At 72.1% G+C, this 16035-nt stretch carries 17 protein-coding genes and 1 pseudogene; 6 read left to right on the forward strand and 12 right to left on the reverse strand.

The features are described from left to right. The first annotated feature begins 52 nt into the window (after positions 1 to 52). A complete protein-coding gene (locus tag RKD20_RS05670; RefSeq protein WP_424876700.1) occupies positions 53 to 1138 on the forward strand; it encodes a M12 family metallopeptidase in 1086 nt (361 codons plus the stop codon). Positions 1139 to 1204: 66 nt separating this feature from the next. On the opposite strand, the gene RKD20_RS05675 is transcribed toward RKD20_RS05670, so the two are convergent. Then, positions 1205 to 1381 carry a hypothetical protein gene (locus RKD20_RS05675; protein WP_424876701.1) on the reverse strand — a complete coding sequence of 59 codons (177 nt, stop codon included), beginning with the start codon at positions 1379 to 1381 and terminating at the stop codon, positions 1205 to 1207. Then, complete coding sequence (locus tag RKD20_RS05680) at positions 1378 to 2358, reverse strand: helix-turn-helix transcriptional regulator (protein WP_424876702.1); 981 nt, start codon at positions 2356 to 2358, stop codon at positions 1378 to 1380. The genes RKD20_RS05675 and RKD20_RS05680 overlap by 4 nt, the downstream gene beginning before the upstream one ends. 96 nt (positions 2359 to 2454) lie before the next feature. Between RKD20_RS05680 and RKD20_RS05685 the strand changes: the two genes are divergently transcribed. Next, positions 2455 to 2823, forward strand: a complete 369-nt coding sequence (locus RKD20_RS05685; RefSeq protein ID WP_424876703.1) for a hypothetical protein — start codon at positions 2455 to 2457, stop codon at positions 2821 to 2823. Positions 2824 to 2830: 7 nt separating this feature from the next. Here RKD20_RS05685 and RKD20_RS05690 read toward each other — a convergent pair whose 3' ends face one another. From RKD20_RS05690 to RKD20_RS05735, 10 genes are all read right to left on the reverse strand, one after another. Beyond that, entirely contained in the window at positions 2831 to 4210 is a 1380-nt protein-coding gene (locus RKD20_RS05690; RefSeq protein WP_424876704.1) for an NtaA/DmoA family FMN-dependent monooxygenase, read from the reverse strand. A 22-nt stretch (positions 4211 to 4232) separates the two neighbouring features. After that, positions 4233 to 5429: an LLM class flavin-dependent oxidoreductase gene (locus RKD20_RS05695; RefSeq protein WP_424876705.1), complete on the reverse strand. Its 1197-nt coding sequence runs from the start codon at positions 5427 to 5429 to the stop codon at positions 4233 to 4235. A gap of 81 nt (positions 5430 to 5510) precedes the next feature. Next, the gene (locus RKD20_RS05700) at positions 5511 to 5657 is read right to left on the reverse strand and encodes a putative leader peptide (RefSeq protein WP_020116748.1); all 147 of its coding nucleotides are present in this window, start codon (positions 5655 to 5657) and stop codon (positions 5511 to 5513) included. Then, positions 5654 to 6409 carry a GNAT family N-acetyltransferase gene (locus RKD20_RS05705; protein ID WP_424876706.1) on the reverse strand — a complete coding sequence of 252 codons (756 nt, stop codon included), beginning with the start codon at positions 6407 to 6409 and terminating at the stop codon, positions 5654 to 5656. Before RKD20_RS05705 ends, RKD20_RS05700 begins: the two co-directional genes overlap by 4 nt. A gap of 58 nt (positions 6410 to 6467) precedes the next feature. After that, a complete protein-coding gene (locus tag RKD20_RS05710) occupies positions 6468 to 7490 on the reverse strand; it encodes a transporter substrate-binding domain-containing protein (protein WP_424876707.1) in 1023 nt (340 codons plus the stop codon). A gap of 38 nt (positions 7491 to 7528) precedes the next feature. Continuing rightward, the gene (locus RKD20_RS05715; protein ID WP_424876708.1) at positions 7529 to 8293 is read right to left on the reverse strand and encodes an amino acid ABC transporter ATP-binding protein; all 765 of its coding nucleotides are present in this window, start codon (positions 8291 to 8293) and stop codon (positions 7529 to 7531) included. Continuing rightward, entirely contained in the window at positions 8290 to 9273 is a 984-nt protein-coding gene (locus tag RKD20_RS05720; protein WP_424876709.1) for an amino acid ABC transporter permease, read from the reverse strand. Before RKD20_RS05720 ends, RKD20_RS05715 begins: the two co-directional genes overlap by 4 nt. Positions 9274 to 9714: 441 nt before the next feature. Further along, positions 9715 to 10581, reverse strand: a complete 867-nt coding sequence (locus RKD20_RS05725) for a glutathione S-transferase C-terminal domain-containing protein (RefSeq protein ID WP_424876710.1) — start codon at positions 10579 to 10581, stop codon at positions 9715 to 9717. A gap of 100 nt (positions 10582 to 10681) precedes the next feature. After that, on the reverse strand, positions 10682 to 10804 hold the full coding sequence (locus tag RKD20_RS05730; RefSeq protein ID WP_424876711.1) for a putative leader peptide: 123 nt from the start codon (positions 10802 to 10804) through the stop codon (positions 10682 to 10684). A gap of 113 nt (positions 10805 to 10917) precedes the next feature. Next, the gene (locus RKD20_RS05735; RefSeq protein ID WP_424876712.1) at positions 10918 to 12630 is read right to left on the reverse strand and encodes an IlvD/Edd family dehydratase; all 1713 of its coding nucleotides are present in this window, start codon (positions 12628 to 12630) and stop codon (positions 10918 to 10920) included. 51 nt (positions 12631 to 12681) lie between these two features. Between RKD20_RS05735 and RKD20_RS05740 the strand changes: the two genes are divergently transcribed. From RKD20_RS05740 to RKD20_RS05755, 4 genes and pseudogenes are all read left to right on the forward strand, one after another. Then, positions 12682 to 13497 carry an IclR family transcriptional regulator gene (locus RKD20_RS05740; RefSeq protein ID WP_424876713.1) on the forward strand — a complete coding sequence of 272 codons (816 nt, stop codon included), beginning with the start codon at positions 12682 to 12684 and terminating at the stop codon, positions 13495 to 13497. Between the two features lie 26 nt (positions 13498 to 13523). Further along, positions 13524 to 14541: pseudogene (locus RKD20_RS05745) on the forward strand (zinc-dependent alcohol dehydrogenase). Between the two features lie 87 nt (positions 14542 to 14628). Continuing rightward, complete coding sequence (locus RKD20_RS05750) at positions 14629 to 15228, forward strand: acyltransferase (protein ID WP_424876714.1); 600 nt, start codon at positions 14629 to 14631, stop codon at positions 15226 to 15228. A gap of 125 nt (positions 15229 to 15353) precedes the next feature. Then, positions 15354 to 16028 carry a phosphatase PAP2 family protein gene (locus RKD20_RS05755; protein WP_424876715.1) on the forward strand — a complete coding sequence of 225 codons (675 nt, stop codon included), beginning with the start codon at positions 15354 to 15356 and terminating at the stop codon, positions 16026 to 16028. Positions 16029 to 16035 lie beyond the last annotated feature (7 nt).

The following is a 16035-nucleotide window of genomic DNA, read 5'->3' on the forward strand; positions in this document are numbered from 1 at the left end:
GAGTAGCCCCCGACTCAGGCGGTCCGGGACGCCCGACGGCACGCTGAACCCCATGACCGCACGCTACTGCTCCCTCGCGCAGCAGTCGGCTCCGGCGTTCGCGCCGGGACTGGCCGCCGAGCGGCTGAGTGCGCTCATCGGCGGCAGCCGGATGTGGGTCAACAGCACGGTCCTGCACTACTGCTTCTTCGACGGCGATGCCGACGGCTCGGTCATTCCGGTTCCGGGGACCGGCCAGTCCCGCCGGGTGTCGTGGGTGGGGGACGAGAAGCAGCGGGACGTGGTGCGCGAGTGTTTCCAGGAGTGGCAGGACCTCGGGATCGGGGTGAGGTTCGCCGAGGTCGGCGACCGTTCGGAGGCCGAGCTGCGCATCGGGTTCCAGACCGGGGACGGCTCCTGGTCGACCGTGGGCAAGGACGCGCTCCTGGTCGGTCTGCACGAACGCACCATGAACTTCGGCTGGGACCTGACCGCGCCCGGCGAGCGCGGGACGGCGCTGCACGAGATCGGGCACGCGCTGGGCATGCTGCACGAGCACCAGAGTCCGTTCGCGGGCATCCACTGGGACGACGAGGCCGTCTACGCCGATCTGGCGGGCCCGCCGAACTTCTGGAGCCGGGAACGGACCAGCTTCAACATCCTGCGCAAGCTGGACCCGGACGAGGTCAACGGCTCCGTCTGGGACCCGCAGTCGATCATGGAGTATCCCTTCGAGGCGGGGCTCATCCTGGAGCCGGAGCAGTACCGTGCGGGCCTCAACCCGCCCGGCTCGCTGTCGGCCGCCGACAAGGAGTACGTCCTGCGCCGGTACCCGCCGACCCAGCCGAGCCGGCCGCCGGCGCTGGTGCCCTTCCGGTCCGCGCCGCTCGGGCTCGGCCCGGGTGAGCAGGCCGACTTCACCGTGGAACCGCCGGAGACCCGCGAGTACACCGTGGGCACCTTCGGCGACGGCGACACCGTGGTGGTGGTCTTCGAGGAGCGGGACGGGGAACCCCGCTATCTCTCCGGCCGGGACGACGGAGGCACTCCGCACAACGCCACACTCAGGGCCCGTCTCGTGAAGGGCCGCCGCTACTTCGTCCGTGTACGCCTGTACTCCGCGTGGGGTTCGGGGGAAACCGCGGTCATGTGCTGGTGACAGCACGACAGGCCGCACGGGCGAGGCTGGACCACTGTCCGGCGCCGGGGGAATGGCCGGCGCTCGTCACCTTCGGGGGAGGGAGACGAGCGTCGGCCACGCGGCGTTCGGCGGGAGTTCCGAGTGCGGGAGTGGGGGCATGCTGACCTCGCGCCCGCCCCGGTAGCGGGCGTGGTCCTCCAGGACCTGGTGGAGGTCTTCGACCTCGGCGAGGCCGATGCGGACGGCCATGGCGTCGATCACGGCATGGAGTCGGGCGCGTCCCCGTAGCGGGCGGCCGTGCGACGCGCCGCCTGCGCCAACTCCCGGCGGACGTCCGCCGGTTCGAGGACCTCGGCGTCCGGCCCGAAGCCGAGGAGCCGGCGGCAGGCGGCCTGTCGGTCGTCGAAGTGGAGGACCAGGCGGTGCCAGCCGGGTGCGTGGGCATCGGGGACCGCCCGTGCCGCCGACTCCGTGTCGCCGAGTACCTGCGCCAGCGCGGCGAGGCCCGCCGTCGACAGGCGTACCGTGACCGGGAGTTGGTCCAGGCTCGTCTCGAACTCGGCGGTCCAGCGGGCCCAGTGGGCCGCCAGGTCGAAGTCGGCGGGGCGGGTGAAGGCCTCGGGCAGGAGTTCCGCCTCCGTGATCCTCGACGCGCGGTGTGTGCGGATGCCCCGGTCGGACCGGACGACCAGGTACCAGACGCCCGCCTTCGCGACGAGGCCCAAGGGGTCCACCGCTCGCGCCGCGCCCGGGCGGTTCGCGTGGGTCAGACGCAGGCGCCTGTCCTGACGTACGGCGTCCACGAGCACGGGGAGGTGCGGGACCGGCTCCGGTGGCTTGAACCATGCCTGGGTGTCGATGTGGAAGCGGCTCGCCGTGGTGTCGGCCTGCTCGCGGCCCGCCGCCGGCAGTGCGGCCAGCAGTTTCAGGCGCGCCTGCGCCAGCGCGTCCCCCAGCGCGATCCGTTCCAGGGGCCCACCCCTGGAGGCGGCCGCCAGCAGCGCCGTCGCCTCCTCCGCGCTGATGCCGAGCAGCGGACTGCGCCAGCCCTCCATCAGCCGGCAGCCGCCGCCCGGACCGCCGCTCGCCACCACCGGTACGCCCGCCGCGCTCAGCGCCTCCAGGTCCCGGTAGACGGTGCGGACCGACACCTCCAGTTCCGCGGCGAGTTGACGGGCCGTCATTTGTCCGCGGGACTGAAGGCTCAGCAGCAGGGACAGCAGTCGGTCCGCTCGCATCGGGCGCTCACCTCGTCGACGTATGACTGACAAAGGATGTCAGCCATACGGTCGTAGCGTCACCCGTGAAGCCCCCGACCAGCAGGGAGACAGTACGTGATCACCGGATACGTCATCGGCGAGAGCCTTCGGTCCGGCGCGGTGTTCGCGCCGCGCGGACTGCGGTTGCGGAAGGTCAGCAGGGTCGAGATCGACGGGGCGAGTGACGCGCAGCCGCCGGTGTGGACGCTCGTCGAGTGGGAGACCGACGGCGAGGACGTCGGCGCGCTCGCGGACGCGCTCTCCGCGGCGCTGGAGCCGGAGAACGGCTGGTACGCCGACTTCACGGCCGGGGACGAGCGGGTGGTCGTCTTCGCGGGGAAGGTGTTCCGCTGTCGGCGCGGCGACCAGGCGGGCCGCGCCGAAGCGGTGGCGTACGGGCGGTCCGTGGGGACGCCCGGGCATCAGCTCGACTGGGAGGAGTGACCTCGCTTCACGACGCCACCCGCTGCTCGTCCCGGACATCGTCGGGGTGGGCGAGGCCCAGGTGGTGGCGGAGGGTCGGGCCCTCGTAGTCGGTGCGGAAGACGCCCTGCTCCTGGAGGAGCGGGACGACCTTGTCGGCGAAGGCGTCGAGGCCGGTCGGGGTGATGTGCGGGACCAGGATGAAGCCGTCGGCGGCGTCGGCCTGCACGTAGGCGTTGATGGTGCGGGCGATCGTCTCCGGTGAGCCGATGAAGTTCTGCCGGTTGCCCGTGTGGATGACCAGGTCGCGGATGGACCAGTTGTTGGCGGCGGCCAGCTCGCGCCATTCGCGGGCGGTGGCCAGCGGGTCCCGGTACATGCGGACCTGGGCGCGCCCCTTGGAGATGTGGTCGTCGCTGACGTCCGGGTCGATGTCCGGGAGCGGTCCTTCGGGGTCGTACGAGGACAGGTCCCGGTTCCAGACGAACTCCAGGTGCTTGAGGGCGGTGGCCCCGCTGACCTGCCGGCGTCGGACGATCCGCGCCAGTTCCTCGGCCTCGGCGTCGGTGTCCGCGAGGGCGAAGGAGGCGGCGGGCAGGATCAGCAACTGGTCATGTCTGCGGCCGTACTTGGCGAGGCGGTTCTTGACGTCGGTGTAGAAGGCCTGCCCCTCGGTGAGGGTGGCGTACCGGCTGAAGATGGCGTCGGCGGAGGAGGCGGCGAACTCGCGGCCCTCCTCGGAGTCGCCCGCCTGGAAGATCACCGGGCGGCCCTGCGGGGAGCGCGGGACGTTGAACCGGCCGTGGATGTCGAAGTGTTGACCGGTGTGCACGAAGGAGCCGGCCTTCGCGTCCCGCAGGAACGCACCCGAGGCCTGGTCGGCGAGGATCTCGTCGCCGTGCCAGGAGTCGAAGAGCTCCTGGGTGGTGGCGAGGAACTCCTTGGCGCGGGAGTACCGCTCCGACTGGGGCAGGAAGCCGCCGCGGCGGAAGTTCTCGCCGGTGAAGGCGTCCCAGGAGGTGACCACGTTCCATGCGGAGCGGCCCCCGGAGAGGTGGTCGAGGCTGGCGAACTGGCGGGCCACCTCGTACGGCTCGTTGAACGTGGAGTTGATGGTGCCGGTCAGGCCGAGGTGTTCGGTGACGGCGGCGAGCGCGGCGAGGATCGTGAAGGTGTCGGGGCGGCCGACGACGTCCAGGTCATAGATTTTTCCGCCCTGTTCGCGGAGCCTGAGTCCTTCGGCGAGGAAGAGGAAGTCGAACCTGGCGCGTTCGGCGGTCCGCGCGAAGTGTGCGAAGGAGCTGAACTCGATATGGCTGCCGGCCTCGGGGTCGCTCCACACGGTGGTGTTGTTGACGCCCGGGAAATGCGCGGCCAGGTGGATCTGCTTCAGCGGCTTGCTGCTCATGTCGGTGCGGGTCCTTCCGGCTTCAGACGGCGGCGTAGCGGTTGGCGGGGCGGGCCAGACCCAGCAGGCCGCGCAGGGTGTCGGCCTCGTAGGCGGTGCGGAAGGCGCCCCGGCGCTGGAGTTCGGGGACCAGGCCGCGGGTGATCGCCGGGAGGTCGTGGCCGAGGACGGCGGGCCGCAGCCGGAAGCCGGTGATCCCGGACGCCCGGAACTCGCCCAGCAGGTCGGCGAGTTGGGTCGGAGAGCCGGTGAAGACGCGGGCGTCGCTCGTGTACGGCTCGCCCGCGAGCGCGTCGAGACGGTCCCGGCGGGCGGCGGCCGCCGCGGGGTCGTCGTCGAGGAAGACGACCAGGTCGCCGAAGGCATGGAGGAGGGCGTCGGCCCGCCCGGCCTTCTCCTGTTCGGCGCGGATCTCGGCGACGATCGCGCGGGCCTGGCCGATGTCGTGCGGGGTGACGTAGCCGACGTCCGCCTGGCGGGCGATGAGCCGGTAGGGGACGGTCTGGTGGCCGAGTGCGGTGACGAGGGGCTGGCCCTGCGGCGGGCGGGGTGTGATGGAGGGGCCCTTGACGCTGAAGTGCCGTCCCTCGAAGTCGATGTAGTGCAGTTTGCCCCGGTCGATGAAGCGGCCGGTGGCGGCGTCGCGGATCTCGGCGTCGTCCTCCCAGCTGTCCCAGAGCCGGCGGACGGCCTCCACGTGGTCGGCGGCCTCGTCGAAGAGGTCGGTGACGAGTTCCTGGGCCCCGGGGCCGTCGTAGGCCTCGATCGGGGAGATGGTGCGGCGGCCGAAGTGCGCGGCCTCGTTGGGGCGTGCGGTGATCTGGACGCGCAGGCCCGCCCGGCCGGTGCTGACATAGTCGAGGGTCGCGATGGCCTTGGAGATGTGGAACGGCTCCGTGTGGGTGGCCACCACGGTCGGAACCAGGCCTATGTGCCGGGTGAGCGGCGCGATGCGCGAGGCGATGAGAACGGCGTCGAGCCGGCCGCGGACCTGGTCGGTGCGCTCGTCCGGGTCCAGGAAGTGGTTGGACTGCGGGCCGAGTCCGTCCTCGATGGTGACGAAGTCGAGCAGGCCGCGCTCCGCCTCGGCGACCAGGTCGGCCCAGTATCCGGCGGTGAACAGCTCACGGGGCCTGGCTACCGGCTCGCGCCAGGAGGCGGGGTGCCAGCCGGTGCCGTCGAGGGCGACGGCGAGATGCAGCGAAGACGAGGGGGACACGAGTAAGTGCCTTCCTGGAGATCCGTACGAGAGGGCCGGCCCGCAAAGGCGCGGGACGCGGCGGCTGGGGCGGCAGACGGGTCAGGAACAACAGAGCGCGGTGGACACGCGCTGGAGATCGATGTGCGCCCGGGAGTGGAGGTGGGCGGAGCGGAGTGTGCGGATCACGCCCGTCACCTCCTCCTTCTGGGTGCGCGAGGGCACCCGGCAGATCTCGTCGTGAGTCACAACGCGGTGGCTTCGCGGGTTGTTCCTGGACTGCGGACCAGCAGGATGGGCGAGCGGCGGCGCAGGGTGAAGCCGATCGACTCGTAGAGCCGGATCGCCTGCGTGTTGTCCGCTGCCGCGTGCAGGAACGGGGTGTCGCCGCGCTCCCGGATCCCGGTGGCGACCGCGCGGACCAGCCGGGTGGCCAGGCCTCGGCCCCGGTGGGCCGGGTCGGTGCAGACCGCGCTGATCTCGGTCCAGCCGGGCGGGCGCAGCCGCTCGCCGGCGAGGGCTATCAGGCGTCCCCTGTCCCGGATGCCGAGGTAGGTGCCGAGGTCTATGGTCCGCTTGAGGAAGGGGCCCGGCCTGGTGCGGGCGACCAGGTCCAGGATCTCGGGCACGTCGTCGGGGCCGAGCCGTACCGTCTCGGGGGCGGGTTCGGCCCGTAGAGCGGTGTCGACGAGTTGGACGCCGACTCCCCCGCCGACGATCTCCCACCCGTCCGGGACGTGCTCGACGGGCTTGATCCGTACGGTGGTTCCGGGGCCGACGAGGGTGTGCAGGTCGTCCCAGGCCGCCGGGTCGCCGGGATCGGCGAGGGCGGCGAAGGCGTAGACGTCGTCCGGGTAGCGGGCGGCGCGGCCGACGCGTTCGGCGAGGTGGGCGTGCGGGCCGTCGAGGGCGGCCCATACGGCGTTGTCGAGGACGGAGATGTCGGGTGCGCTGGGTCTCAGGGAGGCTCCGCCTCCGCGGAGTTCGGTCTGCTGGGCCACGGAGGCGGAGTCCTTTCCCTAGTCAACGGAGGTGCGTGTCAGGCTTTCTGATCAGTGATCAGGAGTTGTCGAGCGGCAGCCCGGGCGGGTTGACCTCCGACTTGGAGACGGCGTCGTTGGAGAGGTTCCACGCGGCGAGCCACTTGGCGTACTGCCCGTTGTCGATCAGGTGGTTGATCGCGTCGGCGAGCGGCTTCGCGAGGCCGCTGTCCTTCTTCGCGGTCGCGGCGATCAGGCCCTGGAGCGTCTCGCCGGCACCGGAGTACTGGCCCGCGATGCGGGTCGCGTTGGGTGTGCCCGTCGTCTGGGTGACGTGGTAGGAGGAGTTGGGGCTGGGGCCCAGATAGGCGTCGATCTTGCCGCTGCCCAGGGCCAGGTAGATGCTGGGGCTGTCCTGGAAGTACTTGATGGTCAGCTTCTTGCCCTCCTTCTCCAGCTTGGCCTGCCACTCCAGCAGGATCCGCTCCTGGTTGGTGCCGGCGCCCACCGAGACGGTCTTGCCCGCCAGGGCCTCGTAGTCGCCGTCGAAGGTCCACTTCGACGTCTTGAGCGTCTCGAAGGCGAGGTCGTCCTTGCGGTAGGAGGCGAACTCGTACTTCTGCTTGCGCTCCTCGGTGTCGGTGATGTTGGAGAAGCCGACGTTCACCTTGCCGCTGTCGATGCCGACGAAGAGGTTCTCCCAGGTGAACCGCTTGACCTCGGGCTCGAGTCCGAGGACGGCGGCGACGAGGCGGGCCAGGTCGGTCTCGGAGCCGGTGAGGGTCTTCTGGTCGCTGCCCACGAAGCCCAGCGGCGGGGAACCGGAGGGCAGGGTGCCGGATCCAATGACCAGCTTGCCGCTCTTCTTGACGGCGTCGGGCAGTTCGGCGCTGATGGCCTTCACCTCGGCGACCTTGAGGGTGGTCTCCTTGGCCGCGCCGTTGGAGAGCCGGCCCACGGTGACGGTACCGGCGCTGTCGGTCGTCGTCGTGGCGGCGTCGCTGTCACCACCGCAGGCGGCGAGCCCGCCGGCGAGGGCGGTGACGGTGGTCGCCGCGGTGATGCCGCGTATCAGGCTGCGTCGGGAGAGGTGGGTGCGCATGACTGTCCTTGTCGATCGGGAGGGTCAAAAAAGGGGGTTCAGAGGGCCTTGCTGAGGAAGTCCCGGGTCCGCTCGTGCCGCGGCCGGTCCAGGACCTCGGAGGGCGGGCCCTGCTCGACGACGCGTCCGCCGTCGAGGAAGACGACCCGGTCGGCGATCTCACGGGCGAACCCGATCTCGTGGGTGACGATGACGAGCGTGGTGCCGCTGGTCGCCAAGTCCTTGATCACCGCGAGGACTTCGCCGACGAGTTCCGGGTCGAGAGCGGAGGTCGGCTCGTCGAAGAGGATGACGCCCGGACGCAGGGCGAGCGCGCGGGCGATGGCCACGCGCTGCTGCTGGCCGCCCGACAACTGCCGTGGGTAGGCACCGGTCTTGTCGCCAAGTCCGACCCTGCCGAGGAGTTCACGGGCCAGCTCCTGGGCGGCCGCCTTGCCGAGCTTGCCGGTCGCCACCGGCGCGGCGGCCACGTTGTCGAGGACGGTGAGGTGCGGGAAGAGGTTGAAGTTCTGGAAGACGAACCCGATCCGGCCGCGCTGGGCCAGGATGGCACGCTCGCTGAGCTCCTTCAGCCGGCCGCCCTGCCGGCGGACGCCGATCAGCTCGCCGTTGACGCTGACGTGGCCGATCTCCGGTTTCTCCAGGTGGTTGACGACCCTGAGCAGGGTGGACTTCCCGGACCCCGACGGGCCGAGGATCACGGTGACCTCGCCGGGTCGCACGGTCAGGTCGACGCCGTCCAGGACGCGATGGGGGCCGTAGCACTTGTGCACGCCGTGCACCTCGACGGCTGCCGCGGTCATACGGCGGCCTCCCTGCGGATGCGGGCGCGCAGGTCGGTGAGACCGGCCCGAAGTCTCTGGAGCGGGGTCGGCGGCAGGGAGCGGGTGGCGCCCCGGGCGTAGTACCGCTCGACGTAGAACTGGACGACCGAGACGGCGCTGGTCAGGGTCAGGTACCAGACGGTGGCGACCAGGAGCAGGGGCACGATGTCGCCGGGGTAGGTGGCGCCCATGGACTGCACGGTGCCGAACAGGTCGAGCAGTGAGACGTAGAAGACCAGCGAGGTGCTCTTGACGAGGCCGATGAGCTGGTTGACGTAGTTCGGGGTGATGGAGCGCAGCGCCTGTGGGAAGACGATTCTGCGGAACTGGTAGCTCTTCGGCAGACCGAGGGCGGCGGCCGCCTCGTGCTGGCCCTGGTCGACGGAGAGAATGCCGCCGCGGACGACCTCGGCAGCGTAGGCGGCCTCGTTGAGGCTGAGGCCGATGACGGCGATGGCCATGTCGGTGGCGAGCCGGGACTCGTCGAAGCTGAAGAAGGCGGGCCCGAAGGGCACACCGACGCTCAACGTCTTGTACAGGGCCGAGAAGTTGTAGAGGAAGAGCAGGACGACGATCAGCGGTATGGAGCGCAGGGCCCAGACGTAGGTCCAGCTCACCGCCCGGAGCACCGGGCTCTTCGAGAGTCTGGCCAGGGCGAGCAGGACGCCGCCCAGAAGCCCCAACACCGCGCTGTAGGCGGTGACTTCGAGGGTGACGAGGAGTCCGTCGAGGACGGTCGGCCGCAGGAACCAGTAGCCGAAGCGGTCCCACTGGTAGAACGGGTTGGTCGCCAGACCGTGGACGAACTGGGCCGCCACGACCAGGACGACGGCGGTGGCGATCCAGCGGCCGGGCCGCCGCAGCGGCAGAACTCGCTGCGGGGCGGGTGGTACTGACGGTACGTCGGCTCGTGGCGGTGCCTCGGTGACGGACACGGCGGCGCCTGGGGGTTCACTCATGAGGGGGCTCCGGCGGGAGTCGGGATGCCCCTGGGACGCGGCGGACACGGCGTGCTACAGACGCGGGACGTGACGGACGGGCACCGGGGGCGGGGCGGGCGACGGCACACCGCGAGCGCGGTGTTCGTCAGGAACGCGGGGGCTGCGGAGGCGGTACGTCAGCCTCGACAGCGGGCACGGCCCGGTGCGGTACACAGTGCGCTGTTCACGCGGAGCAGGTCGACGGCCCGGTCGGCGACGAGCGAGTCGCCGTACGGCCGTACGCAGCCCGGAGAACGGCGGGCGGCCGTCCTGGGAGCTGCGTACATGTCGGTCACCGTCGCTGTTCTCGGGGGTCTCGCGGGACCCTTGTGGACCTGTGGCTTCAACAGGCCCTGGTGGGACCCGTAGTTAAGGCAGTCGTCCGAACCGGTGTCAATGCCGGTCCACCAGATGGAACGTTCAGGACGTGCTGGCGGTGTGCGCGGCCCAGTCCAGAATCTGTACGGCGGCCCCGGCGGCTTCCAGACCGCGGCAGTGGGCGTGGTGCCGGCGGGCGATGCCGTCGAGGTCGAGGTGGGTGCCGAAGGCCGGGTGGGCGGTCAGGCGGCGGGCGTAGGCCCACAGGGTGGGGTGGTCGGCGATGCGCTGCACCGCGGCGGCGTCGAGGTGGTCGCGGTGCACGGTGTCGAGTTGGACCAGCGCGACCCACAACTCGACGTCGGCGGCGGTGAGGTGATCCCTGATCAGATAGGCGCGTCCCACCAGCCAGCGCTCCAGCGAGCCCAGGGTGTCCAGCAGTCGCTCCAGGGCGGCGGCCCGGTCCGCGTCGTCGCCGCCCGCCGACCCGGCCTGCTGCGCGGACTGCGCGATGGCCCGGCCCATCCGCTCGACGGCCTCGGTCTCCGACTCCGCTCCGCAGGGGTACAGCGCCGGCTGGCCGCCGCCGAAGTGCCGGGCGAGGTCGCGGGTGATGTCGGCGGCGTGGGTGCTGACGATCCGCCCCGACCAGTCGTCGCTGAGCACCGGTGCGACGGCCGGGCCGGAGTACCGGTGCGCGCTGGCCTCGTACAGCGGGCGCAGCGCGGAATGTCCGCCGTCGGGACAGTCGGGGACCGGGTCCAGGAAGGTCACGGGACAGACGTCGTCGAGGCCGAGCAGACTGTGCGCGACGGCGATGCGCAGACCGTCCGCACAGGCGGCCGTGAGGTGGAGCCGGTAGCGGCGCGGCACGGCGTAGTGCCCGCTGCGCTCGTCCTGTCCGATGCGGCCCCGGAACGCGGGGGCGGGGTGGGTGGCGGGGACATGGGCGAGCGATGTGACGGACATGGGTCTCCCCGGGGTGTCGGTGCGCAGACGTACGCGCGGCGGAAGCGTCGTCGGGCCGGAAGCGAGGGGCGGGACAGGGAGGGGGCGGCCGTGGCCGGGCTCAGCCCAGGGGCCTGATCGCGCTGCAGACGCGCTGCAGATCGATGTGCCGGCGGGAGGTCAGCAGAGGCGAAGGCCACGGTGTACGGCTCTCTCGGCCGACGGCCGGTTCCACGCGCCCCATGTTTCCCTACCTGTTCACTAGGATTCCCATCTGGAGTGTCGATCGCGTCCGGGCGCACGTCAAGAGGGCGTCCACGGGATGGGCAGGGCCAGGGCGGGACACCGCCGCCCTGGTCAGTGCGACTCGCGGCTGACCTCGGAGCCGCTGGAACCGACGAGGAAGTCCAGGTCCGCGCCCTTGTCGGCCTGTTGGACGTGGTCCACGTACAGCCGCTCCCAGCCCCGCCTCGGGTTGGCGAAACCCTCGACGGTGGCCGCGTTCGGGGTGCGGGCGGCGAGTTCGTCGGCGGGCACCTCCAGGTCGATGCGGCGGGCCTCGACGTCGAGGCTGATGACATCACCGGTCCGCACGAGCGCGAGCGGGCCGCCCGCCGCCGCCTCCGGTGCCACGTGCAGGACGACCGTGCCGTACGCGGTGCCGCTCATCCGGCCGTCGCAGACGCGGACCATGTCCCGCACGCCCTGCTCCAGCAGCTTGGTGGGCAGCGGCATGTTGGCGACCTCGGGCATGCCCGGATAGCCCTGGGGGCCGCAGCCGCGCAGGACCAGGACGGAGTCGGCGTCGACGTCCAGGTCCGGGTCGTCGACGCGGGCGTGGAAGTCCTCGATGCTGTCGAAGACGACCGCCCGGCCCCGGTGGCGCAGCAGATGCGCCGAGGCGGCCGCGGGTTTGATCAGGGCCCCGTCGGGGGCGAGGCTGCCGCGCAGGACGGCGATGCCGCCCTCCTCGACGAGCGGCCGGGCCCGGGTCCTGATCACCTCGGCGTCCCAGATCGGGGCGTCGGCGAGGTGGTCCACCAGGGGCCTCCCGGTCACGGCGAGCGCGTCGGGGTCCAGGAGGTCGGCGACCTCGCGCAGCACGGCGAGCAGGCCGCCGGCCCGGTGGAAGTCCTCCATGAGGAAGCGTCCGGCGGGCTGGAGGTCCACCAGGACCGGCACCCGGGAGCCGATGCGGTCGAAGTCGTCAAGGGTCAGCTCGATGCCCAACCGGCCCGCGATGGCGAGGAGATGGACGACCGCGTTGGTGGAGCCGCCGATCGCGGCCAGCGCCACGATCGCGTTGTGGAAGGACCCCTTGGTCAGGAAGGTGCTCGGGCGGCGGTCGGCGGCCACCAGCTCCACCGCGAGCCGCCCGGTGCCGTGCGCGGCCTCCAGGAGCCTGCTGTCCGGTGCCGGGGTACCGGCCACCCCGGGGACGACCGTGCCCAGCGCCTCGGCGACCAGCGCCATGGTGGAGGCGGTCCCCATGGTGTTGCAGTGCCCGCGGCTGCGGATCATCGACGACTCGGAGCGGGTGAACTGCTCCTGGGACAGCGTCCCGGCGCGGACCTCCTCCGACAGCCGCCACACGTCCGTGCCGCAGCCCAGCGGGGTGCCGCGGAAGGTGCCGGTCAGCATGGGCCCGCCGGGCACGACCACGGCGGGCAGGTCCACCGAGGCGGCGGCCATCAGCAGCGAGGGGATCGTCTTGTCGCAGCCGCCCAGCAGGACCACGCCGTCGAGGGGGTTGGCGCGCAGCATCTCCTCCGTGGCCATCGCCGCCATATTGCGCCAGAGCATGGCCGTGGGCCGCACGTTGGTCTCGCCCAGCGACACCACGGGCAGGTCGAGAGGGATGCCGCCCGCCTCGTGGACGCCGTCGCGCACGGACCTGGCCACCTCGTCCAGGTGGGCGTTGCACGGGGTGAGGTCGGAGGCGGTGTTGGCGATGGCGATCTGGGGCCTGCCGGTGAAGGCGTCGGCGGGGGCGCCCCGGCGCATCCAGGCCCGGTGGATGTAGGCGTTGCGGTCCTGTCCCGCGTACCATTGCGCGCTGCGAAGGTTCATCGCTGGGGCTCTTTCCGGTACTCGGTACGGCGGTCTACTATCCGGAACGCGATGCAGCATACGCAGCGACTCCCCGCTTCGACAGCCCCCGTCACGGACCGCGCGGAGGGCGATCGTCTGGTGGGGTCGGACCGGGTGCTCGCCGTGCTCAAGGAGCTGGCCCGGCATCCGGACGGCGTGGCGCTCGACGAGCTCACCCGGGCCATCGGCAGCCCCAAGCCGACCGTGCACCGGGCCCTGGCCGCACTGCGCCGGGCCGGTCTGGCCGATCAGGACCCGGGCGGACGCTATCTGCTCGGCGACGAGTTCCTGCGGATGGCCTTCGCCCATCACGAGGCCCGCCCCGAACATGTGCGGGTGCGGCCGCTGCTGGAGACGCTGGCCGCCCGGTTCGGCGAGACAGCCCACTACGCGGTCCTGGACGGCCGCGAGGTCGTCTACCGCGCCAAGGTCGACCCTCCCACCGGTGCCGTGCGGCTGACCTCCACGGTCGGCGGCCGCAACCCCGCCCACGCGACCGGTGTCGGAAAAGTGCTGCTCGCCCACGAGTTGGGCACCCTCGACGCCGTACGGCGCTGGATCGGCGAGGTGCCCCCGGCCCGCCCGACGCCCCGAACCCTGTGCACGGCCGAGGAGTTGCACCGCGAGCTGCGGGACACGCGCGAGCGGGGTTACGCCCTGGACGACCAGGAGAACGAGCCCGGCGTCAACTGCCTCGCCCTGCCCGTGTACGGAGCGTCACCCACGGCTCCGTCCGGGGCGGTGAGCGTCAGCGCCCTGGCGTACCGGACTCCCCTGCGGACGCTGGTCGACGCCGTGGAGGAGATCCGTGACGCCCTCGGACCCCTGAAGGAGCCCCTTCGGTGAACGCCCCCTCGGCAGCGGGGCGGCAGATCCGCGCCTTCGTCCTGACCTCCCCCGGCGCGTTCGCGGTCCGGGAGGTGCCCGCGCCGGTCGCCGCTCCCGGTGAGGTCGTCGTCGACGTCGAGCGGGTCGGCGTGTGCGGCACCGATCTGGAGTTCTTCACCGGTGCCATGACCTATCTGCACCAGGGACACGCCGGCTATCCGATGCGGCTGGGCCACGAGTGGGCGGGCCGGGTGGCGTGCGGTGGGTGCCGGGGTCGCACCCGGCTGGGTCGGGCGCCGGGTCATGGGCGACACGATGCTCGGCTGCGGGACCTGCCGACGCTGCCGGCGCGGACTGCAGCATGTGTGCGAGAAGCGGGAGGAGGTGGGCATCCGGGGCGGCCGCGCGGGCGCCCTGGCCGAACAACTCGCCGTCCCGGCACGCTCGTTGCACGTGCTCCCCGACTCGGTGGACGCGGTGCTCGGCGCCCTCGTCGAGCCGGGCGGCAACGCCCTGCGGGCCGCGCGGGCCACCGGAGCGGGGCCCAGCGACCGGGTCCTGGTGCTGGGGCCGGGCACCATCGGCCTGCTGGTCGCGCTGTTCGTCCGGTCCGCCGGGGCGGAGGTCCACCTGATGGGCGCCACCGAGGACTCCCTCGCCTTCGCGCGCTCCCTGGGCTTCCCGCACGCCTGGCGCGAGGACACGCTGCCTGACCTGCCGTTCGACGCGGTCGTCGACGCCACCAACGCGGTCCATCTGCCCGCGCTCGCCCAGGAGTTGGTCGAACCGGGCGGTCGGCTCGTGTACATCGGGCTGGCCGGCGAGCCCAGCGGGATCGACACCCGCGCGCTCGTCCTGAAGGACGTGACGGCGGTCGGCGTCCTGTCGGCCTCCCCCGGGCTCGACGCCACCATCAGGGCGTACGCCGAGCAGGTCGTCGACCCGAGGCCGCTCGTGGCCGCGACCGTCGCGCTGGACGCGATCGGACCCGTACTCGCGGGGGAACGTCCGCCCGGCGCCGGTCCGGGGCCGAAGATCCACGTCGACCCCCGCCTGGTCTGAGACGCGGTGGTCGGACTCGGTCCGTCAGCGACACCGCGGACACGTTCGACGATCAGACATGCTCGACGAAACGAGGGGTTCAGCCCGGTGGACTTCAAGGTGCAGCCGACCGCCCAGGTCGACGAGACGGCGGCGATCGGCGCGGGGACGACGGTCTGGGATCTGGCCCAGATCCGCGAGGACGCCCGGCTGGGCAGCGGGTGCGTCGTCGGTCGGGGCGCCTACGTCGGCCCGGGAGTGCGGATCGGCGACAACGTGAAGCTCCAGAACTACGCGCTGGTCTACGAGCCCGCCGTGCTCGGCGACGGGGTGTTCGTCGGCCCGGCCGCGGTCCTCACCAACGACTGCTTCCCCCGCTCGGTCGACCCGGAGGGCAGGCTCAAGCGCGGCGGCGGCTGGGAGGCCGTGGCGGTGGAGGTGGCCGAAGGGGCGTCCCTCGGCGCCCGTTCGGTGTGTGTGGCCCCGGTGCGGATCGGCCGCTGGGCACTGGTCGCGGCGGGCGCCGTGGTGACCGAGGACGTCCCGGACTTCGCGTTGGTGGCCGGTGTTCCCGCGCGGCGGATCGGCTGGGTCGGCCGGGTCGGCGTGCGGCTGGTCCGGCGGGACGGCGAGCCCGGCGGCTGGCAGTGCCCGGAGTCGGGTGCGCTGTACGACGAGAGGGACGGTCACCTCGTCGAGCGCGCATGACGCCCATGTGGTGATGTTGCCGATGTCACGGACCGGCCACGGCTGCCCGCACCTTCCGATAACGTGTCGTCCGTGATCACGGCGGACAGGAAGGGCATCGCAAATCGACCGAACGCGGTGGGAGGGTGACCGGCCGGCCGACGACCCCGGTGCTGCCCTCGCCACTGCGCGCGCGGCTCGGGCTGGTCGCGGTCCTCGCCGCGCTGGTGGTCGCCGGGCTCGCTGTCCTGTACGCCGGCCACAGCCGACCCGGTGCGGTGGACAGCTGGATCGTCCCGCCGACGGCGGACAGCGTACGGCCGCCGTTGCGGTACGTCGCTGAGACCCTGGACTTCCTCGGGGAACCCGCGGGATCGGCCATGGTGGTCCTGGCGGCCGTGACGGTCTGCCTCCTGCTGGGGCGTCCTCGCGCGGGCGTCCTCATGGTGGCCGGCGCCGGCCTCGCCGTGGGAACGGCGACGCTGCTCAAGCACCTGGTGGGACGCACCATCCACGGCCCCGACAACCTGTCCTACCCGAGCGGCCACACCGCCTTCTTCACGGCGCTCGCCTTCGCCGCGGCGCTGCTCGCGACCGACCGGCTCGGCCTCGGCGGCACGGCCGGCACGTCACTCGTGCTCGCCGCGGCGCTGGTCGCCGGCGCCACGATGGGATGGGCGCAGGTCGCCCTGGGCGCGCACTATCCGACCGACGTCCTCGGCGGCTGGTGCACCGCGCTGGCGGTGACACCGGCGACGTCCTGGCTGGTCGACCGGATCGCCGACCGGTTGGCCGACGCCGGTCCGCGGGCGCGCGACTGACGTCTCC

It is taken from the genome of Streptomyces sp. SLBN-8D4 (assembly GCF_049739545.1).
Taxonomy (GTDB): Bacteria; Actinomycetota; Actinomycetes; order Streptomycetales; family Streptomycetaceae; genus Streptomyces; species Streptomyces canus_C.

What these genes read in the sequence shown, in the direction of transcription:
- RKD20_RS05690 (WP_424876704.1), bottom strand. Translation starts at nt 4,210, where the DNA reads ATGAGCAGCAAGCCGCTGAAGCAGATCCACCTGGCCGCGCATTTCCCG.
- RKD20_RS05710 (WP_424876707.1), bottom strand. Translation starts at nt 7,490, where the DNA reads ATGCGCACCCACCTCTCCCGACGCAGCCTGATACGCGGCATCACCGCG.
- RKD20_RS05725 (WP_424876710.1), bottom strand. Translation starts at nt 10,581, where the DNA reads ATGTCCGTCACATCGCTCGCCCATGTCCCCGCCACCCACCCCGCCCCC.
- RKD20_RS05720 (WP_424876709.1), bottom strand. Translation starts at nt 9,273, where the DNA reads ATGAGTGAACCCCCAGGCGCCGCCGTGTCCGTCACCGAGGCACCGCCA.
- RKD20_RS05730 (WP_424876711.1), bottom strand. Translation starts at nt 10,804, where the DNA reads ATGGGGCGCGTGGAACCGGCCGTCGGCCGAGAGAGCCGTACACCGTGG.
- RKD20_RS05740 (WP_424876713.1), top strand. Translation starts at nt 12,682, where the DNA reads ATGCAGCATACGCAGCGACTCCCCGCTTCGACAGCCCCCGTCACGGAC.
- RKD20_RS05715 (WP_424876708.1), bottom strand. Translation starts at nt 8,293, where the DNA reads ATGACCGCGGCAGCCGTCGAGGTGCACGGCGTGCACAAGTGCTACGGC.
- RKD20_RS05735 (WP_424876712.1), bottom strand. Translation starts at nt 12,630, where the DNA reads ATGAACCTTCGCAGCGCGCAATGGTACGCGGGACAGGACCGCAACGCC.
- RKD20_RS05670 (WP_424876700.1), top strand. Translation starts at nt 53, where the DNA reads ATGACCGCACGCTACTGCTCCCTCGCGCAGCAGTCGGCTCCGGCGTTC.
- RKD20_RS05680 (WP_424876702.1), bottom strand. Translation starts at nt 2,358, where the DNA reads ATGCGAGCGGACCGACTGCTGTCCCTGCTGCTGAGCCTTCAGTCCCGC.